Here is a 17,422-nt window from a genome sequence, read left to right on the forward strand (position 1 = left end):
GGGCGCTTCCTCGGGTAATAAGACCCGGCCGCGCCATCGAGAGGTATGAACGTCGTTTCGACCTCGCCCTCGGGCACGGAGATCCTCTGTGCGCTCGGGGTCGACCCGGTCGCCGTCTCGCACGCCTGTGACTACCCGCCGCGAGTGGCGGATCTCCCCTCGATCGATTTCTCCAGGGTGCGCGGCGAGTCGAGCGCCGAGCGCCACGACCGCGTGCGGACCGTCAGCGCCGAGGGGACGGTGTATCGGCTCGACGTCGAGACCCTTCGCGACGCCGAGCCCGACCTGATCCTCAGCCAGGAGGTCTGTGGGGTCTGTGCGGTGGACACGACCCTCGTCGACGAGGTGCTGGAGGACCTCGATTCGGATCCCGACGTCGTGGGGCTGCACGCCAGTCAGTTGGAAGACCTCTTCTCCTGCATCGAGCGGGTCGGCGAGGCCGTCGGGCGCGAAAAGCGGGCGGGGGAGCTGAACGACGAGCTCCGCGAGCGCCTCGCGGGAATCGAAGCGCGCACGGAGGGGATGGAGCGCCCCCGGGTGGCGATCCTCGAGTGGCTCGACCCGCCCATCGCCGCCGGCAACTGGGTGCCCGAACTGGTCGGGGTCGCCGGCGGGAAGTACGGACTGGCCGAGCCCGGCGATCGGACCGTCGAGGTCGACTGGGCCGAGCTCAGGGAGTACGACCCCGAGGTCCTCGTCGCCGCGCCCTGCGGGTTCGACGTCGAGGTGACCCTCACCCGGAGCGGGGAGCTGACCGAGCGCGAGGGCTGGGCCGAGCTGTCGGCCGCCCGAAACGGCCGGGCGTACGCCATGGACGGCGCGAGCTACCTCAACCGCTGGAGCCCGCGGCTGGTCGAGGCGGCCGAGCGGCTCGCGGCCTGCTGTCATCCCGAGGAGTTCGGCGAGCCGCCCGCGGACGTCGCGACGCTCCGATAGCGCGAAGAAGCGAAGAGAAGGTCAGTGCAGCCGGGCGAGCGCGTCCCCGAGGACCTCGGCCGCCCGCCGAACCCGCTCGACCCGGACGTACTCCCGATCGCCGTGGGCGACCGCACCCGCCTCGTCGGCGAGCACGCCGGGGCCGAAGACGACGGTGGGCGCCTCGCTCGCGAAGTACGAGGCCTCGGTCGCGGCCGTGAACGGACGGACCTCGCCGGCGCCCGCGGCCCGCAGCGCCTCGACGACCGCCTCGCTGGGGTCGGTCTCGAACGCCTCCAGAAAGGGCGTCTCGCGCTCGGTAAAGCGGAAGTCGGCGTCGACGTCGGGGACCCGTTCCTCGAGATGGGCGGCGAGGGCTTCGGCGAACCCCGCCGCCGTCTCGGGCGGGACGCTCCGTCGGTCGAGGGTGATCCGGCAGTCGGCGGGCACCTGGTTGGTCGCCGACCCGCCCTCGATCAGCGTCGGCGTGAGCGTCGGGCCCCCGAGTTGGGGATGGGGCTCGGCGTCGGCGTCGAACTCCTCGAGGGCGAGAAGCACCCGCCCCGCGTCGGAGACGGCGTTGTGGCCCGTCTCGGGCTCGGCGGCGTGAGCGTTCTCCCCGCGAACGGAGAGGGTGCCCTGGAAGCGGCCCTTCGCGGCGGTACAGACATCCAACCCTGTCGGCTCGCCGACGATACACCGGTCGAACCCGAGCGAGAGGGCGTACGCGCCCCTCGAAAGCGTCTCCTCGTCGGGCGTGACCGCGAGGGTCACCCGCCCCTCGGGCTCGCAAGCGAGAAACGCCGCGAGCATCGCCGCGAGCGGGCCCTTCGCGTCACAGGACCCTCGCCCGCGTATCACGTCGCCGTCGCGCTCGAAGGGGACGTGCGGCGAGACGGTGTCGATGTGGGTGTTCAGCAGGGTGTGGGGAGAACCCTCGCCCCGCGAGGCGATCACGTTGCCGGCCTCATCGACGCGGGGCTCGACGCCGTGCTCGGCGAGGGTTTCACACAGAAAGTCGCGCATCCCGCCGACGCCCTCGTTCGAGGGGATGTCCACTGCTCGCTCGAGAAAGTCGATCGGGTCGAAGCTCACGGCGTCGGCACCTCGCCCCGTCCTTCGAACTCGACGGGGCCCGAGAGGGTGGCCGGCCCGTCGTCGGGCACCCGCACCTCGAGATCGCCTCCCGGTGGCGAGACCGACACCCGTTCGCGCTCGACGAGTCCCAGCCTGCGGGCGACCGCCGCGATGGCGACCGCGCCGGTACCACACGAGCGGGTCTCGCCCTCGACGCCCCGCTCGAAGGTCCGTCCCTCGAACCCGCCGTCGGTGCGCTCTGCGAGGTTCACGTTCGCGCCCTCGGGGAAGACCTCGGCGTGGCGAACGGGCGGGGCCATCGTCTCGAGGTCGGTAGTCGAAACGTCGTCGACGAAGACGACGGCGTGAGGAACCCCCGTATTGACCGCCGTGACTTCATAGCCCTCCACGTCCTCGCGGATCAACGGCTCCTCTCGCGCGAGCGGGACGTCGCCGGGGTCGAAGGAGGGGACGCCCATCTCGATCTCGATCGTCTCCTTGTCCACGCGGGCCCGACGCTCGCCCGCCGGCGTGTCGATGGCGAACGCGTCCGCTCCGAGCCGTCTCGCTCCGCTCGCGGCCTCCGGCCGCTCGCGCGTATCGAGGCGACGAAGTCGCCTCGCTGCCCACCGTGCCGCACAGCGCGCGCCGTTGCCACACATCGCCGCGGTGCCGCCGTCGGGCTGATAGAGGCGCATCCGAACTCGACCATCCTCGATCGAGAGGACCAGTACGCCGTCGGCGCCGCGGCGCTCGCCGGCCTCGACGCCCGTCTCGCGGTCGCAGTGCTCGATGGCGAACGCGCCCCAGTCGTCGACCGGTTCGTCAGCCTCACAGACGAGGAAGTCGTTGCCCGTCCCGTGGTACTTCTCGAAGGCTACAGCCATGGCGCCCCCCGGTCGAGCCGCATCACGTCCTCGATCGTCTCACGTCGGCGATCCACCGCGCTCTCCTCGCCGTCGAGGACGACCGTTGCGGGCCGCGGGCGGCTGTTGTACTGGCTCGCCATCTCGTACCCGTAGGCCCCCGCGTTGCCGATCGCCAGCAGGTCGCCGCGGGCGGGGTTGGGCAGCGCGTAGCTCCCGAAGACGTCCCCGCTCTCGCAGATCGGGCCGGTCACGGTCGCCTCGACGATCCCGCGATCTCCCGTGTCGGCGAGCGATCGGATCGCGTGGTGTGCGTCGTACATCGCCGGCCGCGCGAGATGCGTCATCCCGGCGTCGACCCCGACGACCCGCTCGTCGCCGGCGGGTTTGACCGTGTTCACCCGCGTCAGCAGGACGCCCGCGTCCGCGACGAGGTAGCGTCCGGGCTCGACGACGAGGGTCGCGTCGACCTCGCCGAGCGCCTCGCGGGTCGCGTCGGCCACCGCCGCCAGGTCGAGGGGCTCCTCGTCCTCGCGGTAGGGCACGCCGAACCCGCCGCCGATATCGACGAACTCCAGATCGGGAGCCGTTTCGCGAGCGAGCTCGCCCATCCGCGAGACGAGCTCGCGGTGGGCCGCGAGGTCCTCGCCGCTGATGCCGCTGCCGGCGTGGGCGTGGATCCCGACGACGTCGAAGCCGCGCTCGTCAGCCTCCGCCAGCAGTTCGGGCGCGCGCTCGATGGGGACGCCGAACTTCGCGTTGGCTCCCGTCGAGACCTTCTCGTGGTGGCCCGCGCCGACGCCGGGGTTGACGCGGAGGCAGAGCCGGCCCGAGAACCCGCGCTCGGCGAGGCGGTCGATCGTGTCCCGGGCTCCGGCGGTGATCGTCAGCTCGGGGTGCTCGCGGGCAGTCCTGACCGCGTAATCGAGGTCGTCAGCGGGAGGGTTGACGGCGGTGTACTGCACGCGTTCGGGGGGAGCCCCCGCCGAGAGCGCGCGCTCGACCTCGCCCGCGGAGGCACACTCGATACCCGCACCCGCCTCGACGAGCGTCGTCAGCACCGCCTCGGCTGTGTTGGCCTTCGCCGCGTACATGACCTCGCTCTCGGGAAAGGCGTCGGCCATCCGCGCGTAGTTCTCGCGGACCCGTTCGAGGTCCTGGACGTACAGCGGCGTTCCATGGGTATCCGCGAGCTCCGCTAATCGGCCGGCGTCCCAGTCGGCGAGCCGCCATACCGCCGAGCTCATTCCCGAAGCGCCTCTTCCCGCCGGGTGGCGTCGAGGGTCTGGTCCTCGACGTCGAGCGCGACGACCGCGGGCTTGTACGCCCCGCCCTCGAACAGGTCGTGATCGCCCAACGAGGACTCGACGTAGCGGGTGAAGGCCCGGCGCTCGGGCGGGAGCTCGCCGTAGAGCACCTCCTCCTCGACGAGGTCGTAGACCGGGATCCGGGGGGTGAGCAGCGTGTTCTCGCCGACGATCGAGCCCTCGCCGACGACGAACCCGCTGGTGACGCGACAGCCCGCACCCAGCGAGACGCCGTCCTCGACGATCACGGGCGCGTCCTCGACGGGTTCGAGAACGCCCCCGATGAGGGTGTTCGCGCCGAGCTTGACGTTCTCGCCGATCTGGGCACAGGAGCCGACGGTGTCACAGGAGTCGATCAGCGTGCCGTCGCCGACGTACGCGCCGGCGTTGACGAAGCTCGGGCTCATCATGATGCAGTCCGAGCCGACGTAGGCGCCCCGGCGGATCGCCGTTCCATCCGGTGTGTTTCGGGTGCCCCGCTCGCCCAGGTCGGCGGTGTCGCGAAGCGGCAGCACGTCGTGGTAGGTGACGTCGCCGTAGCTCCGCGGGTGGGTCTCGCGCAGCCCGAAGTTGAGCAGGATGCCGCGCTTGACCCACTCGTTCGACTCCCACTCGCCCGCACGCTTCTCTGCGGACCGGACCTCGCCGCTCTCGAGGGCCGCGAGGAAGGCGTCGAGCGTGTCGAGGTGGTCGGTCGTCGCGCTATCGGCGTCGATCTCGTCGGCGGCGTACCGTTCCCACAGCTTCGAGATCTCGGTTTCGAGGCTCATGACTGGCTATCGGGCAGGGTGTCGGAAAAGTCGTACCATCCCGGCGAGCGCCCCGCGAGCCACTCGGCGGCGTCGACCGCGCCCGCGGCGAACACGCCGCGGCTGCCCGCGCGGTGGGTTAGCCGGAGCTCCTCGTGGTTGCCCGCGAGCAGCACCTCGTGCGCCCCGCTGATGTCGCCCGCGCGGCGGGCGTGGACGCCGATCTCGCCCTCCTCCCGCGGGGCCTCGCCCTCGCGGCCGTGGACGCGGGGGGATTCGCCCCGAGTTTCGTCGATCGCGTCGAGCACCCGGTTCGCGGTGCCGCTGGGGGCGTCGCGCTTGCCGTTGTGGTGGGTCTCGGTGAGCTCGACGTCGTACTCGGGCAACGCGGCGACGGCCTCGCGGACGGCGCTCAACAGCCCCTGGACCCCGCGGGCGAAGTTCGCCGCCTGCAGGACCGGGGTCTCCTCGCTCGCCTCGCGAAGCTCCTCCCCTTGGGCCGCCGAGAACCCGGTCGTACCGACGACTGCTGGAACACCGGCCTCCGCACAGTCGCGTACGTACGAGACGCTCGGGTCGGGCAGCGTGAAGTCGATGACGGCGTCGGGCTCGCGTTCGGAAAGCAGCGTCGCGAACTCGCTCGCCGGCTCGAGTTCGACCCCGCCGATCTCGCCGGTCGCGCTGTGGCTCACCGCGACGACCTCGTGGTCCGCCTCGCGGGCGGCCTCGACGACCTCCCGGCCCATCCGGCCCGTCGCGCCGGTCACCGCGACCCTCATGCCTCGACCCCGACCTCGACGGCCGGCGACGAGTCGAGCTCGTCGAGCAGTCCCTCGAGCTCCTCGCGAACCCCCTCGGAGGCCCGCGAGAGCGGCGAGCGCAGGTGGGGCTCGCAGTGACCGCGGATCGCCATCGCCTCCTTCACGGGGATGGGGTTCGATTCCGCGAACAGCGCCCGCATCAGCGGGCCGAGCTCGTGGTGCAGCGCCCGGGCGCGCTCGTAGTCGCCCGCCAGCGCCGCGCCGGCCATCGCGCAGGTCCGCTCGGGCTCGACGTTCGCGACGACGCTGATCGCGCCGGTCCCGCCGACCGACAGCGTGGGAAGCGTCATGCCGTCGTCGCCCGAGAGCACGCTGAACGCCGCGTCGCGGGTGCGCTCGACGACCTCGCTGATCCGTCCGAGGTCGCCGCTCGCGGCCTTGTAGCCGACGACGTTCTCGTGATCGGCGAGCGAGACGGCGGTCTCGACCGCGATGTCCCGGCCCGTGCGCCCGGGGACGTTGTAGATGACCTGGGGCAGGTCGACCGCGTCTGCGATCTCACGGTAGTGGTGCTCCATCCCCTCGGGCTCGGGGCGGTTGTAATACGGCGAGATCAGCAGCAGGCCGTCGGCGCCGGCCTCCGCCGAGCGCTCGGAGAGCTCCAGGGCCTCGGCGGTGTTGTTCGACCCGCTGCCGGCGATCACGGAGACGTCCTCGACCGCGCCGCTTACGGTTTCGACGACCTGGACGTGTTCGTCGTGGGTCAGGGTCGCGCTTTCACCTGTGGAGCCGACCGGGACGAGGCCGTCGACGCCCGCGCGTTCGAGGCGCTGGGCGTCGGCCGCGAGGGAGTCGAAGTCGATGCTGCCGTCGTCGTGGAAGGGCGTCACCATCGCCGGGAGGACGCCGCTGTAGGGTTCGTGTGCCGTCATTGGTTCGTGCGTTCGTGAGTCGTGGGTTCGGTAGTGCGTGCGGTCCCCGCTCCTGCTCGGGCCCCGGACGGGGTCGCTACCCCCGCCGGGAGCCCACCCTCACGCGCGTTTCTTCGCGCAGAAAAGAGCGCTGGCCGGCACGCTGTCGGACCCGAGCGCCGATCGTGCCAGTCGCGTCATGGTCGTATCCGTGTCGGCGCGCCACTTAGCCCTTGCGACCCGAGCGAGCGTTGCCGAGGCGGGGGGCTCCCGGCGTTCGTGGCTCTTCGGGCCGAGCCGGTGGCGCTGAACGAAGCGTTTTATCGTCGGCGCCGAGAGGCACGGGTATGACGGTCGTTCACCCCAATCAGCGCGTCGCCGTGCTGGTCGACTCACAGAACCTCTATCACTCCGCCCACAGCCTCTACTCCCGGAACATCGACTACTCCGGGCTGCTCGAGGAGGCCGTGCGGGGTCGCGAGCTCACCCGGGCGATCGCCTACGTGATCCGCGCGGACTCCCCCGAGGAGGAGAGCTTCTTCGAGGCGCTGATCGACATCGGCTTCGAGACGAAGATCAAGGAGATCAAGACGTTCGGCGACGGCTCGAAGAAGGCCGACTGGGACGTCGGGATGAGCCTCGACGCCGTCACGCTCGCGCCCCACGTCGACACCGTCGTGCTCTGTACCGGCGACGGCGACTTCTCGCGGCTCTGTTCGCATCTACGCCACCAGGGCGTGCGCGTCGAGGTGATGGCGCTCGGCCCCTCGACGGCCGACGAGCTGGTCGAGGCGACCGACTCCTTCGTCGACATGACCGACCACGAGGAGACGTTCCTGTTGTGACTATACCGCCGGGCCCTCGCCGGTCGTCCCGACGAGCAGCGATCCGACCGCGAGCCCGGTCGTGGCGAGCGCGGCGAGCGCGATCGGCACCGGGAGGTTGAGCATGCCGGTAGCGAGCAACAGTGCCCCGCTCACCACGAGGAGGCCCAGGCCCGCGACGTTCTTGGTCTGATCCGAAGCCATTGGGGGACAGTAGGTCCGAAGGGTTATATAATTCTCACCAAAGCGACCGACGGCCGGGTGGCCGCGGGAGGCGAAACGGTGAGCTCTTGTGCGACGCTTGCGACCCCAGGGCCATGGACGAGTTCGAGGAACGCCCCCGCCTGCGCCGGATCGCCGACTACCAGTTCGGCCACGGCGCCGGAACGGCGCTGTTCGACGGGGAGCTGCGGGTCGCACGCTCGAAGTCGGGCCGGCCCCGCCAGGTCCACGCCCCGACGGGGCGGGTGGTCTCGCTGGGCGCCGACGGCCGGTTCACGCTCGGCATCGAGGGCGGAACGCGGCTGCTCGCGGCGCTTTCCGCGCCGACGGGGCGGGTGGTCGTCGGCGACGAGAGCGAGCCGTTCGTCCGCGAGGGCAAGAACGTCTTCGCGAAGTTCGTTTCGACGGTGGACCCCGAGATCCGCCCGGGCGACGAGGTCTGCGTCGTCCACGAGGACGGCGGGCTGCTGGCGGTCGGGCGCGCGGAGCTGCCCGCCGACGGGATGCTCGATTTCGCGACCGGCATGGCCGTGAAGGTCCGCGAGGGCTGCGAGGACTGACGGGGCGTTCGGCACGTTTTTCCCTCCGTGTCCCGACTGACCGGGTATGTTCGGAGGAGGCGGCGGCGGGCTCGACCCGCGCAAGATGGAACAGATGATGGAGCAGATGGGCATCGACACCGAGGAGATCGACGCCACGGAGATCGTCATCCGCACCGGCGACGAGGAGCTGGTGTTCACCGACGCCGAGGTCACCGTGATCCAGGCCCAGGGCCAGGAGACCTACCAGATCGTCGGCGAGCCCGAGAGCCGCGAGGCCGACGCGGGCTCGAGCGCCGGCGAGGACGCCGCGATCGAGGACGCGGAGATCCCCGCCGACGACGTCGAGATCGTCGCGATGCGCACCGGCGCGAGCGAGGAGGACGCCCGCGAGGCCCTCGAGGCGGCCGACGGCGACCTGGCGAACGCGGTCGAGAAGCTCGAGTCGGAACCCAAGTGATCCTGCTGGTCCGGGGCGACCGCGAGTACCTCCGCGAGCCGGGCGAGACGTTGGAGACCGACCTGGGGGTCCTCGAGATCCCCACGGACGCCGAGCCGGGCGACGTCCTCGAAACCCATCTGGGCGAGGAGTTCCGCGTCCGCGAGCTGCGCGGACCGGACCTGTTCAACCACCTCGAGCGCACCGGCGCGCCGATGCTGCCCCGCGACGTCGGGCTCGTGATCGGCGAGACCGGCCTCGCCGCCGGCGACCGGGTGCTCGACGCCGGCACCGGCACCGGCGTGCTCGCGAGCCACCTCGGACGATTGGGCGCCGACGTCGTGACCTACGAGCGAAAGCCGGAGTTCGCCGAGGTCGCCCGCGAGAACATGGCGCTGGCGGGCGTCGACGAGCGCGTCGAGGTCCGGACCGGCGACCTGACCGACGACCTCGAGGACCTGTCGGGGTTCGACGTCCTCACCCTCGACACCGAGGACGCCCCCGACGCGGTCGCGCGGGCCGACGAGCTGCTCGTTCCCGGCGGGTTTCTCGCGGTCTACTCGCCGTTCGTCGAGGCGACCCGCGAGGTCGTCGAAGCGGCTCGCGAGAGCCTCTCGGACGTGCGGGCCGTCGAGACGATCCAGCGCGAGCTCGACGTCGATTCCAGGGGAACGCGTCCGAGTACGGGCCCGGTGGGCCACTCGGGCTATCTGGTGTTCGCGCGCAACGTGTAGTCGTTCGTGGATACGGCGCCGCTACCCGATGGGACCCCGGTCACTCGTAGAGACGGACCTCCTGGCGTCCCCCGTCGACCACGACCGAGAACCCCTCGAACGGGAATCGGACCCATCCGCCCGTCCGTCGACGGTCGTCACACGTCGGGCCGAACACCTCGTTCAGCGCGTCCGGGTCGATCACGTCGTTCAGCGGCCCGATCTCGGCCGGGGATCTGTCGGTAGCGGCCGAAACCGCGTCGATCACCGCGAGAGTCGCGTCCTCCTCGTACGGGACACACGCCACTGGGACCGCCACTGCTTGTGTCATCCCGTTCGGTCCCGCTGCCAGCCCGCACACCTCATCGCCAATATATTCTTGTTCTTCATCCGTGTATTCATGTATCTCAAGTGGATCGAATTTAGATAGGAAAGGGGATAGCTACACCGCATGGCTTACCAAGTCGATTTAGAGTGGCGTTCTAACGGGGAGGCGAGACCCCTCACTCGTAGACCAGCACCTCGCGGCTGTCCGCATCGATCTCGATGGGGTAGCCGTCGAGACGAAAGGAGACCCTGCCGCCGTCCCGCGCCTGCCCGTCGGGCCGCGTCGCGAACAGCTCACAGAGCGCCTCCGGGTCGACGATGTCGTTGATCGGCCCGATCTCGGTGATCGACGAGGACGACACCGCGGCCACGGCGCTCACCACGACGAACGACAGCTCGTCGCTTTCCTCGTACTCGACGCGGTGGGCCGGCTCGTCGTGTTGGGAGACGCTCATGGTGGTTCGTGGTCGGTGACGGGCCGCCGTCACCGGATGGGATTGCAGCGTGTTTAATTTGCGATTAGATAATAGTTGCTATTAGCTTAACTAGAGCGGATAATTACGGCGACGTCGCCCCGAATGGGGGGTCGCATCGTCCGTGTCAGGCGGTCGCGAGGTCGCGGAACGCCTCGCCCGAGGTCCGCGTCCCCTTCGCGATGAGGACGTCGCCGGCCTCCAGTTCGGTGTCGGCGTCCGGGACGAGCATCCAGCCCTCCTCGGGCCGGCGGACCGCGAGCACGTTCATGCTCACGTCGGACTCGGGGACGCCCCCGACGAGGGAGGTCCCCTCGAGCGGGCTCCCGCTGTCGAGGGCCACACGGGCGATGATCTCGTCGCTCTCCTGGACCGCGAGCTCGACGACGGGGTGGACGTCGATCTCCCGGAGGACGCCCTCGGTGATCTCGAGGGCGGCGTCGCTGATCTCCTCGGTGCTGAACCCCAGGTGGAGCAGGCCCCGGAGCGCGACGGGGTCGGGCGCGTCGGCCGCGGCCCGCAGCGTCCAGGCCTCGAAGCGCGAGCGCAGCGCGTCGACCTCGACCTCGAGGTTGTGGACCTCCTCCGCGAGTTCGACGTTGTCGAAGAGGATCGAGCCGTAGGCCAGATCGACCGCGAGCTCGCTCAGGTTCTTCATCAGGACGATCGAGTCGACCGCCCGGTCGAGGTCCTCGATCTTCGAGTCCTCGACCTCCGTGGGGGTGTAGGCCTCGCCCGAGAGCGTCTCGTAGACCTCGCCGATGCCGTGGTCGGGCCCGCGAAGCAGCGCCACGTCGCCGGCCTCGATCGCTGTCCCCGGGCCCGGGTTGACGATCCAGTCCTCGCCCCGGCGGATCGCGATGACCCGGACCCCCGTCTCGGACTCGAGGTTGATGTCGCCGAGCGTGCGCCCGGTGTACTCCGAACCCTCGATCGCGCTCGCGCGCACGAGCGTCTCGACGGCCTCGGGCAGCGCCGTGCGCATCGCGCCCGGGAGCCCGACCTCCTCGAGCACCACCTTCGCGATGTCGCCGGTCGCGTCGCTGATCTTCTCGGCGCCGCTGACGATCCCCAGGACCGGCGCGAGCGCTTCGGCATCGGAGGGGTTGCGCGCGGCCATCAGCAGGCTCATCCGCGCGCGAAGCTGGAGGACGTCCATGCGCTCCTCGAGCCGGAGGACCTCCTCGGCGATGCTCTCGCTGTTCAGCAACACCGCCGAGTACGAGAGGTCGATCAGCAGCTCGGAGGTGTCCTTCATCTCGACGAGCAGGTCCTTGACACTCACCGGCTCGTACTCGACGGTGGCCGACGACCGTCCGCCGCGAAAGGGGCCCATGCGGATGGGTTACGCGGGTACGTAAAAAGGCCTTGCGCAGCTAGTGGTCGTCCTCGCGCCACTTGTGCTCGCACTCGGTGCAGACGAAAAACCGCGTCTCGCTCTCGTCGGCCGCCCGGATCTGTTGCATGTACCAGTAGGCGCGGTCGTTGTCACACTCGGGACACTGCGCGCTCGTGGTGGGCAGCCCGCTGTTCTCGGCGCCCGATTCGATGACCTCGCTCTCCTCCTGGGCGTCGGTCGTAGTGTAGGAGGCGCTGTCGCCCTTGGGCTGTTCGTGCCCGCAGCTGTTGCAGACCCAGACGTCGTCCTGGGCCATCATCATCGAGCCGCACTCGTCGCAGAATTCCATGCCTCGCCTATCGTACCGAACCAATTAAGCGCCCCGAATCGCGCTATCCCTCGCCCTCGGACTGGTAGGGTTCGCCGACGGCCTCCCGGGGGAGGACGTTCTGGATCTCGCTCTCGAGGTCCTCCCGGCTGGTGAACGAGTCGCTTCCCGTCTCCGAGACCAACTCGCCGAGGTTCGCCTCGCCGTCGGCGAGCAACACCGTCACGTCCTCGAACTCGATCGCGGCGTCGTCGCGCGCGATCGGGTAGGAGAGTTCGTCGAGCGTGTCCTCGAGCTGGCTCATCTTGATTTCACGTGCCATGTTATCGATAGAACCGCGGAGGTCTTATGGCTTCGCCGAACAGCAGGCTGATGGCGCCCGGATCCGTACGGCCGGCGTGGCCCGTACCCTCTTCGGAACCGATCGGCGCATCCTGGCGCTCGCGATGGCCCGGATGGCCGACGGCGTCGGTAACTCCTTTCTCATCATCGTCCTCCCCCTCTACATCGCGAGCGGGGTCGTCGAGGGGCGGACCTTCGGGCTGACCGAGTCGATGATCATCGGGATCGTCCTCTCGCTGGTAGGGTTCGTCAGCAGCCTCGGCCAGCCGTTCGCCGGACGCGTATCGGATCGGACGGGCCGACGCAAGTCCTATATCCTGCTGGGCCTGGGCGGACTGACGGCGGCGAACCTGCTGTACCTGTTCGCGGGCTCGTACGTCACGCTCGTCGCGGTGCGGGCCCTTCAGGGGATCTCGATCGCGTTCATCATCCCCTCGTCTGTCGCGCTGGTCAACGAGCTGGCGGGCGCGGGCACCCGCGGGGGCAACATGGGCGTCTACAACACCTTCCGGCTGGTGGGCTTCGGCTCGGGGCCGGTCGCCGCCGGCGCGCTCGTCAACGCCGGGCCCTACAGCCCCCTCGGGATCGAGCTGAGCGGGTTCGAGGCGACCTTCTATCTCGCGGCCGGGGCCGCGGCACTGGGCTTCCTGCTGGTCACGGTACTGGTCCACGACCCCGCGGAGCTCGAACGCACGGAGAGGGACCTCTCGGTCGACGTCCTCGACGGCGAGGGCGGGCTCGACCCGATCTTCACCCTCGGGGTCGCCTCCTTCTTCATGGCGACGGGGATCGCGCTGTTCGCGACCCTCCAGCCCGAGGTCAACGCCCGCCTCGACCAGGGCTCGACCTGGTTCGGGGTCCAGTTCGCCGCCTTCGTCATCGCGCAGGTCTTCCTCCAGGTACCGATCGGCCGGGCGACCGACCGCTGGGGGCGGCGGCCGTTCATCCTCGTCGGGCTGGTGTTGCTCGTCCCCACGACGCTCGCCCAGGGGATCGTACTCGACTCGGCGGTCATGCTCGCGGTGCGGTTCCTCCAGGGGGTCGCCGGCGCGATGGTGTTCGCCCCCGCGCTCGCGCTCGCGGGCGACCTCGCGACCGGCGGGGACTCGGGGACGAAGCTCTCGGTGCTGACGATGGCGTTCACCCTCGGGATCGCGATCGGCCCGCTCTCGGCGGGCTTTCTCGTCTCGCTCGGCTTCGTCGTTCCCTTCGCCGTCGGGGCGGCCCTCGCGGTCCTCGGGCTGGTCCTGGTCTACACGCAGGTCGAGGAAACGGTCGGCCGGGAGAGCCCCCGGGCGGGCTCGGGGCCCGCGGCTCAGGACTGAACGGGGTTGGTCGGCTCCCCGCCCGCCAGCACCGAGAGGACGTCCCGGGTGACCGTCTCGCGTAGATCCGCGATCGACTCCTCGGAGTACCACGCGACGTGGGGCGTCAGGACCACCTCCTCCAGATCGAACAGCGGCGACTCCTCCGGGGGCTCCTCGGGTAGGACGTCGAGGCCGGCACCCGCGATCTCGTCGTCCTCGATCGCCGCGGCGAGCGCCCCGACGTCGACGAGTCCGCCCCGGGCGGTGTTCACGAGCACCGCGTCCTCGCGCATGGTCTCGAACGCCCCGGCGTCGAGCAGCTCGCGGGTCTCCTCGGTCAGCGGCGCGTGGACCGAGACGATCCTCGCCCTCGCGAGCAGCCCCTCCAACCCGACCTTCTCGACGCCGGCCCCCGCGAGCTCCTCCTCCGAGCGATAGGGGTCGTACGCGAGGTACTCGAAGCCGAAGCCGGACGCCTTCTCGGCGAGGCGTTCGGGGATCGAACCGAAACCGACGAAGCCGACCGTCGCGCCCTGGAGGCGATTGATCGGCTTGCCGGCCGTCCAATCCCACTCGCCGTTCTTCACTCTCCCGTCGAACCGGGCGGTCTCGCGCACGCTCGAAAGGGTCAGCGCGAGGGCGTGTTCGGCGACCTCGTCCTGGCAGTAGTCGGGAACGTTCACGACGGGGACGCCGTGATCCGAGGCCGCATCGAGGTCGACGCTGTCGACGCCGATGCCGTAGCGACCCACCGCGGCGAGGTCGAGCGCCTCGAAGACCTCGCGGGTGATCGGTGCGTACTGGACGAGCAGGGCGTCGGCGCCGACCTCGCGGGCGGCTTCGATCACCTCCTCGGACGATTCGGCGTCCGCGCTCTCGAGCTCGACGCCCGCCTCCCTGGCGAGCTCGTGCTCGATCCCGAGGTCCGGGAAGTCGGCGTCGGTGACGAGAACCGTCGAGCTCATTCGAACTCGGGGTCGCGGTTCTCGACGAACGCTTCCATACCCTCGTGCTGGTCCTCGGTGCCAAAGAGCCCGCTCCAGAGGCGCTTTTCGTAGGCCAGCCCCGCCGACTGGTGGCTCTCGTGGACCTGGTTGAGCGCTTCCTTCGCGGCCGCGAGCGCGAAGCGGGGCTTCTCGGCCATCCGGGCGGCCATCTCCCCGACGACGGAGTCGAGCTCCTCCGGGGGGACGACCTCGCCGACGAGGCCGATCTCGGCGGCGGCCTCCGCGTCGAGGCGCTCGCCGAGGAAGACCATCCTCCTGGCCGCCGCGTCGCCGACCAGCCGCGAGAGGCGCTGGGTCCCGCCCCAGCCGGGAACGATCCCGAGGTCGATCTCGGTCTGGCCGAGCACCGCGTTCTCGCTGGCGACCCGGAGGTCGCAGGCCAGCGCGAGCTCACAGCCCCCGCCGAAGGCGTAGCCGTTTATCGCGGCGATCACCGGGGCCGAATGGGTCTCGATCCGGTCGCAGATCCGGTGACCGAGCTCGGCGTACTCCATGGCCTCGGAAACCGAGAGCTCCTTCATGTAGCCGATGTCGGCGCCGGCGACGAAGGCGTCCTCGCCGGCGCCCGTCAGGACGACCGCGCGGGCGTCCTCGGTCTCCTCGATGAGCTCCTCGAGCACCCGCAAGGTGTTCGTGTTGAGCGCGTTGAGGCTGTCGGGCCGATCGACCGTGATCGTGGCGACGCCGCCCTCTCGGGTGATCGTGGCGTTCTCCGTCATGGCGTGGACGACGATCCCCGGCGTCCTAAGCGTTCGGCCGGCCGAGAACGAATAAATAACGTATCACCTCCCCGTAGCGTCGGGCGATGACCCTCTCGGAGGAGGCCAGGGAGCGCCTCGCGGACGTCGTCTCGCACCAGCCGACCAAGAACGCCGAACTACAGGAGCGGTGGGGGATGGAGAGCGGCAGCGAGGTCCACCAGTACCTCGAAAACGAGCTCTCGGAGTACTACTACCGCGACGAGGACAGCCTCATCCGCGCGACGCCCGACGCCGCCGACCTCGTCGACGTCGACCCCGGGATCGAGGGGGGCGAGGACGGCACCGTCATCCGGGTGCCCGAGCTTCAGGGGCAGGTCTTCGAGGTGCTCGCGGGTCCCGAGGAGCGCTCCCAGAGCGTGGTCTCGGTGCTCCAGGACCTCCGGGCGGAGTTCGACATCGACCCCGAGGTCGGCGACGTGCGCTCGGCGCTCCAGAGCCTGAAACGCAAAGGGGTGGTCGAGGTCGAGTACCGTGCCGTTCCGACCTTCCGGAAGGTCGCGCCCCGCGAGGACGTCACCGTCGAGACCCAGGAGTAGCTCCCGCCTCCGAGCGCGCCCGGGCGCGCTCCCGGCGGCGTTCGAGCAGCTCTCTGATACCCTTCCCGGGCCCGCCCTCGATCGGCCATCCCTTCGTCCGCCAGGCGGGCGGCTCGGGCGCGAACTCGGGACAGGAACCCGAGCACTCGGCGGCGGTCTGCTCCCGGTCCTTCGCCCCGCAGTGGGGCACGAGGGCCCCCGAATCGATCCGGCCCTCGAAATGCCGGCAGTCGGGACGCATCGTGTCGACGTAGGAGCGCCAGCCTCGCTCGTAGGCGCGCTCGGCGATCGCGAGGCGCTTTTCGGCCTTCCAGTTGGGCGAGACGTACTCGAAGCGCGCGGCCGAGCGGTCGTGACCCCCTCCGGCGGGGCGTTCGGTGATCCGCGTCCCTGGCTCGTCGGGCGCGAGCCGGCGGGGGTGCCAGCGGGCGCTCGCCCCCTCGCCCGAGACGACGAGGATCCCGACCTCGACGGGGAGGTCCTCGAGCAGGGCGGGCTCGACGCGCTCGCCCGTCGCGCGGGTCGCGACCCAGACCTCGTCGGCGAGCCCGAGCGCGACGTCGCGTTCCAGCTGATCGCCGAGCGCGCGCGCCGCGCTGGCGTCGAGGTCGGGTTTGTTCTCGATGGCGACGATCCTCAAAACCCAGTCGGGGTACTCGAATCGGCGGCGGATCTCGACCCGGTTGCTCCGCTTCCTGACGTCGAGGATCTCCCTACTATCGGCCTCGTGGATCGACTCGCGCACGTAGCGCCACGGGTAGCCCGGGTGGGGCAGCGCGTGGCGGTAGTAGGCCCACTCGGCGGGCGCGTTCCGGACGACATGGAGGAGGTCCGAGTCCAGACGCTCGCGGCCGAACGCCTCCCGGCGGGCAAGCCCTTCGGGATCGACCTCGAGGACGATCGTGTCCCAGCGCCGCCCGCGGGTCCCGAGTTGGCGCGAGACGATCGCGGGAACGGGGTCGCTCTCGGGGGGCCAGTTCCGTTCGGCCCACCGACAGACCCGGAGCTCGAAGCCGAACTCGTGGTCGATCCGCTCGCGCGTCATACGACGAGAGCTCCGTCCGCGACCGGCCTAAGTCGTTCGAACCGGGACTACCCGTCACGGTCGAGGTCTGCGTCGGCGTCCCCATCCGGACCGTCGATATCGAAGTCGGTCCCGTCGACGTCCCGGTCGATGCCGTCGTGGTCACGATCCGGGCCATCGTGGTCTCGATCGATCCCATCGCCGTCGCTGTCCCGATCGGGGCCGTCGTGGTCGCGGTCCGGACCGTCCGCATCGAAATCGTCCCCATCACTGTCCCGATCGACGCCGTCGTGGTCCGCGTCAGCGCCGTCGGCGTCGGCATCCGAACCGTCCGCGTCGCGATCGCTACCGTTCCCCGGGCTCCGGGACCGGACCCCGCTCTCGGGCCGTTCGGTCTCGTCGGGATCCTCGCCGACGTCGCGCCCGGTCGCGTAGAGGATCACGGGCGGGAGGACGTAGGCGGCGATCGCCAGCCACGCGAACGCGGGGTCGATGAACAGCAGCAGGCCGAAGGCCGTCAGCGCCGCCGTCGCCGCCGCGTGGATCGCCGTAGTCGTGTATCGGCGGTAGTACGCCCAGAAGCCGCGGGCTCGTTCCGTGATCGCGGACGTCGGTCCGGGGTCGGTGCGGGCGGTCATCGGACCGCCCGCCGGGC

At 70.4% G+C, this 17,422-nt stretch carries 23 protein-coding genes; 7 read left to right on the forward strand and 16 right to left on the reverse strand.

From position 1 onward, the window contains the following. Positions 1 to 45: 45 nt before the first annotated feature. Positions 46 to 936, forward strand: coding sequence for an ABC transporter substrate-binding protein (locus tag WOA58_RS06890; protein ID WP_340603446.1), 891 nt, complete (start codon positions 46 to 48; stop codon positions 934 to 936). A 21-nt stretch (positions 937 to 957) separates the two neighbouring features. Here the strand turns inward: WOA58_RS06890 and WOA58_RS06895 are convergent, their stop codons facing one another. Genes WOA58_RS06895 through dapA form a run of 6 tightly spaced genes read right to left on the reverse strand, consistent with a single transcriptional unit; the run spans position 958 to position 6,607 of the window. Continuing rightward, the gene (locus WOA58_RS06895) at positions 958 to 2,010 is read right to left on the reverse strand and encodes a M20 family metallopeptidase (RefSeq protein WP_340603447.1); all 1,053 of its coding nucleotides are present in this window, start codon (positions 2,008 to 2,010) and stop codon (positions 958 to 960) included. Next, on the reverse strand, positions 2,007 to 2,879 hold the full coding sequence (gene dapF, locus WOA58_RS06900; protein WP_340603448.1) for a diaminopimelate epimerase: 873 nt from the start codon (positions 2,877 to 2,879) through the stop codon (positions 2,007 to 2,009). The genes WOA58_RS06895 and dapF overlap by 4 nt, the downstream gene beginning before the upstream one ends. Continuing rightward, positions 2,870 to 4,105 carry a diaminopimelate decarboxylase gene (gene lysA, locus WOA58_RS06905; protein ID WP_340603449.1) on the reverse strand — a complete coding sequence of 412 codons (1,236 nt, stop codon included), beginning with the start codon at positions 4,103 to 4,105 and terminating at the stop codon, positions 2,870 to 2,872. The genes dapF and lysA overlap by 10 nt, the downstream gene beginning before the upstream one ends. Continuing rightward, complete coding sequence (locus tag WOA58_RS06910) at positions 4,102 to 4,935, reverse strand: 2,3,4,5-tetrahydropyridine-2,6-dicarboxylate N-succinyltransferase (protein WP_340603450.1); 834 nt, start codon at positions 4,933 to 4,935, stop codon at positions 4,102 to 4,104. Before WOA58_RS06910 ends, lysA begins: the two co-directional genes overlap by 4 nt. Beyond that, complete coding sequence (dapB, locus tag WOA58_RS06915; RefSeq protein ID WP_340603451.1) at positions 4,932 to 5,693, reverse strand: 4-hydroxy-tetrahydrodipicolinate reductase; 762 nt, start codon at positions 5,691 to 5,693, stop codon at positions 4,932 to 4,934. Before dapB ends, WOA58_RS06910 begins: the two co-directional genes overlap by 4 nt. Beyond that, a complete protein-coding gene (gene dapA, locus WOA58_RS06920) occupies positions 5,690 to 6,607 on the reverse strand; it encodes a 4-hydroxy-tetrahydrodipicolinate synthase (protein ID WP_340603452.1) in 918 nt (305 codons plus the stop codon). The genes dapB and dapA overlap by 4 nt, the downstream gene beginning before the upstream one ends. A gap of 326 nt (positions 6,608 to 6,933) precedes the next feature. Here dapA and WOA58_RS06925 point away from each other — a divergent pair, with 326 nt between their 5' ends. Beyond that, on the forward strand, positions 6,934 to 7,431 hold the full coding sequence (locus WOA58_RS06925; protein ID WP_340603453.1) for a LabA-like NYN domain-containing protein: 498 nt from the start codon (positions 6,934 to 6,936) through the stop codon (positions 7,429 to 7,431). On the opposite strand, the gene WOA58_RS06930 is transcribed toward WOA58_RS06925, so the two are convergent. Next, positions 7,432 to 7,614 carry a hypothetical protein gene (locus WOA58_RS06930; protein ID WP_340603454.1) on the reverse strand — a complete coding sequence of 61 codons (183 nt, stop codon included), beginning with the start codon at positions 7,612 to 7,614 and terminating at the stop codon, positions 7,432 to 7,434. A gap of 113 nt (positions 7,615 to 7,727) precedes the next feature. Between WOA58_RS06930 and WOA58_RS06935 the strand changes: the two genes are divergently transcribed. Genes WOA58_RS06935 through WOA58_RS06945 form a run of 3 tightly spaced genes read left to right on the forward strand, consistent with a single transcriptional unit; the run spans position 7,728 to position 9,344 of the window. After that, positions 7,728 to 8,192, forward strand: coding sequence for a PUA domain-containing protein (locus WOA58_RS06935; protein ID WP_340603455.1), 465 nt, complete (start codon positions 7,728 to 7,730; stop codon positions 8,190 to 8,192). Between the two features lie 46 nt (positions 8,193 to 8,238). Then, positions 8,239 to 8,631: a nascent polypeptide-associated complex protein gene (locus tag WOA58_RS06940; protein ID WP_340603456.1), complete on the forward strand. Its 393-nt coding sequence runs from the start codon at positions 8,239 to 8,241 to the stop codon at positions 8,629 to 8,631. After that, positions 8,628 to 9,344 carry a methyltransferase domain-containing protein gene (locus tag WOA58_RS06945; protein WP_340603457.1) on the forward strand — a complete coding sequence of 239 codons (717 nt, stop codon included), beginning with the start codon at positions 8,628 to 8,630 and terminating at the stop codon, positions 9,342 to 9,344. The genes WOA58_RS06940 and WOA58_RS06945 overlap by 4 nt, the downstream gene beginning before the upstream one ends. A 40-nt stretch (positions 9,345 to 9,384) precedes the next feature. Here WOA58_RS06945 and WOA58_RS06950 read toward each other — a convergent pair whose 3' ends face one another. From WOA58_RS06950 to WOA58_RS06970, 5 genes are all read right to left on the reverse strand, one after another. Then, positions 9,385 to 9,654 carry a HalOD1 output domain-containing protein gene (locus WOA58_RS06950; protein WP_340603458.1) on the reverse strand — a complete coding sequence of 90 codons (270 nt, stop codon included), beginning with the start codon at positions 9,652 to 9,654 and terminating at the stop codon, positions 9,385 to 9,387. Positions 9,655 to 9,826: 172 nt separating this feature from the next. After that, positions 9,827 to 10,105 carry a HalOD1 output domain-containing protein gene (locus WOA58_RS06955; RefSeq protein WP_340603459.1) on the reverse strand — a complete coding sequence of 93 codons (279 nt, stop codon included), beginning with the start codon at positions 10,103 to 10,105 and terminating at the stop codon, positions 9,827 to 9,829. 145 nt (positions 10,106 to 10,250) lie between these two features. Continuing rightward, the gene (locus WOA58_RS06960; protein WP_340603460.1) at positions 10,251 to 11,459 is read right to left on the reverse strand and encodes a potassium channel family protein; all 1,209 of its coding nucleotides are present in this window, start codon (positions 11,457 to 11,459) and stop codon (positions 10,251 to 10,253) included. A 40-nt stretch (positions 11,460 to 11,499) separates the two neighbouring features. Beyond that, complete coding sequence (locus WOA58_RS06965; RefSeq protein ID WP_340603461.1) at positions 11,500 to 11,811, reverse strand: transcription factor S; 312 nt, start codon at positions 11,809 to 11,811, stop codon at positions 11,500 to 11,502. Between the two features lie 43 nt (positions 11,812 to 11,854). Continuing rightward, a complete protein-coding gene (locus WOA58_RS06970) occupies positions 11,855 to 12,112 on the reverse strand; it encodes a DUF5789 family protein (protein ID WP_340603462.1) in 258 nt (85 codons plus the stop codon). Between the two features lie 124 nt (positions 12,113 to 12,236). Here WOA58_RS06970 and WOA58_RS06975 point away from each other — a divergent pair, with 124 nt between their 5' ends. After that, positions 12,237 to 13,457, forward strand: a complete 1,221-nt coding sequence (locus WOA58_RS06975; protein WP_390220737.1) for an MFS transporter — start codon at positions 12,237 to 12,239, stop codon at positions 13,455 to 13,457. Here the strand turns inward: WOA58_RS06975 and WOA58_RS06980 are convergent. Both WOA58_RS06980 and WOA58_RS06985 read right to left on the reverse strand, forming a co-directional pair. Next, positions 13,448 to 14,404, reverse strand: coding sequence for a C-terminal binding protein (locus WOA58_RS06980; protein ID WP_340603463.1), 957 nt, complete (start codon positions 14,402 to 14,404; stop codon positions 13,448 to 13,450). The two genes, WOA58_RS06975 and WOA58_RS06980, sit on opposite strands and share 10 nt — an antisense overlap. Continuing rightward, positions 14,401 to 15,165, reverse strand: coding sequence for an enoyl-CoA hydratase/isomerase family protein (locus WOA58_RS06985; RefSeq protein ID WP_340603464.1), 765 nt, complete (start codon positions 15,163 to 15,165; stop codon positions 14,401 to 14,403). The genes WOA58_RS06980 and WOA58_RS06985 overlap by 4 nt, the downstream gene beginning before the upstream one ends. Positions 15,166 to 15,251: 86 nt before the next feature. Between WOA58_RS06985 and WOA58_RS06990 the strand changes: the two genes are divergently transcribed. Then, entirely contained in the window at positions 15,252 to 15,743 is a 492-nt protein-coding gene (locus WOA58_RS06990) for a DUF5797 family protein (RefSeq protein ID WP_340603465.1), read from the forward strand. On the opposite strand, the gene WOA58_RS06995 is transcribed toward WOA58_RS06990, so the two are convergent. Together WOA58_RS06995 and WOA58_RS07000 are read right to left on the reverse strand one after the other, a co-directional pair. Beyond that, entirely contained in the window at positions 15,721 to 16,788 is a 1,068-nt protein-coding gene (locus tag WOA58_RS06995; RefSeq protein ID WP_340603466.1) for a DUF5787 family protein, read from the reverse strand. The two genes, WOA58_RS06990 and WOA58_RS06995, sit on opposite strands and share 23 nt — an antisense overlap. A 47-nt stretch (positions 16,789 to 16,835) precedes the next feature. Beyond that, a complete protein-coding gene (locus tag WOA58_RS07000; protein WP_340603467.1) occupies positions 16,836 to 17,405 on the reverse strand; it encodes a hypothetical protein in 570 nt (189 codons plus the stop codon). Positions 17,406 to 17,422 lie beyond the last annotated feature (17 nt).

The organism is Halalkalicoccus tibetensis (assembly GCF_037996645.1).
GTDB lineage: Archaea > Halobacteriota > Halobacteria > Halobacteriales > Halalkalicoccaceae > Halalkalicoccus > Halalkalicoccus tibetensis.

Excerpts from the sequence above, each read along its gene's own strand:
- WOA58_RS06960 (WP_340603460.1), bottom strand. The coding sequence starts at position 11,459 with ATGGGCCCCTTTCGCGGCGGACGGTCGTCGGCCACCGTCGAGTACGAG.
- WOA58_RS06985 (WP_340603464.1), bottom strand. The coding sequence starts at position 15,165 with ATGACGGAGAACGCCACGATCACCCGAGAGGGCGGCGTCGCCACGATC.
- lysA (WP_340603449.1), bottom strand. The coding sequence starts at position 4,105 with ATGAGCTCGGCGGTATGGCGGCTCGCCGACTGGGACGCCGGCCGATTA.
- WOA58_RS06970 (WP_340603462.1), bottom strand. The coding sequence starts at position 12,112 with ATGGCACGTGAAATCAAGATGAGCCAGCTCGAGGACACGCTCGACGAA.
- dapA (WP_340603452.1), bottom strand. The coding sequence starts at position 6,607 with ATGACGGCACACGAACCCTACAGCGGCGTCCTCCCGGCGATGGTGACG.
- WOA58_RS06890 (WP_340603446.1), top strand. The coding sequence starts at position 46 with ATGAACGTCGTTTCGACCTCGCCCTCGGGCACGGAGATCCTCTGTGCG.
- WOA58_RS06940 (WP_340603456.1), top strand. The coding sequence starts at position 8,239 with ATGTTCGGAGGAGGCGGCGGCGGGCTCGACCCGCGCAAGATGGAACAG.
- WOA58_RS07000 (WP_340603467.1), bottom strand. The coding sequence starts at position 17,405 with ATGACCGCCCGCACCGACCCCGGACCGACGTCCGCGATCACGGAACGA.
- WOA58_RS06990 (WP_340603465.1), top strand. The coding sequence starts at position 15,252 with ATGACCCTCTCGGAGGAGGCCAGGGAGCGCCTCGCGGACGTCGTCTCG.
- WOA58_RS06935 (WP_340603455.1), top strand. The coding sequence starts at position 7,728 with ATGGACGAGTTCGAGGAACGCCCCCGCCTGCGCCGGATCGCCGACTAC.
- WOA58_RS06965 (WP_340603461.1), bottom strand. The coding sequence starts at position 11,811 with ATGGAATTCTGCGACGAGTGCGGCTCGATGATGATGGCCCAGGACGAC.
- WOA58_RS06955 (WP_340603459.1), bottom strand. The coding sequence starts at position 10,105 with ATGAGCGTCTCCCAACACGACGAGCCGGCCCACCGCGTCGAGTACGAG.
- WOA58_RS06925 (WP_340603453.1), top strand. The coding sequence starts at position 6,934 with ATGACGGTCGTTCACCCCAATCAGCGCGTCGCCGTGCTGGTCGACTCA.
- WOA58_RS06980 (WP_340603463.1), bottom strand. The coding sequence starts at position 14,404 with ATGAGCTCGACGGTTCTCGTCACCGACGCCGACTTCCCGGACCTCGGG.
- WOA58_RS06975 (WP_390220737.1), top strand. The coding sequence starts at position 12,237 with ATGGCCCGGATGGCCGACGGCGTCGGTAACTCCTTTCTCATCATCGTC.
- dapB (WP_340603451.1), bottom strand. The coding sequence starts at position 5,693 with ATGAGGGTCGCGGTGACCGGCGCGACGGGCCGGATGGGCCGGGAGGTC.
- WOA58_RS06930 (WP_340603454.1), bottom strand. The coding sequence starts at position 7,614 with ATGGCTTCGGATCAGACCAAGAACGTCGCGGGCCTGGGCCTCCTCGTG.
- WOA58_RS06910 (WP_340603450.1), bottom strand. The coding sequence starts at position 4,935 with ATGAGCCTCGAAACCGAGATCTCGAAGCTGTGGGAACGGTACGCCGCC.
- dapF (WP_340603448.1), bottom strand. The coding sequence starts at position 2,879 with ATGGCTGTAGCCTTCGAGAAGTACCACGGGACGGGCAACGACTTCCTC.
- WOA58_RS06950 (WP_340603458.1), bottom strand. The coding sequence starts at position 9,654 with ATGACACAAGCAGTGGCGGTCCCAGTGGCGTGTGTCCCGTACGAGGAG.
- WOA58_RS06995 (WP_340603466.1), bottom strand. The coding sequence starts at position 16,788 with ATGACGCGCGAGCGGATCGACCACGAGTTCGGCTTCGAGCTCCGGGTC.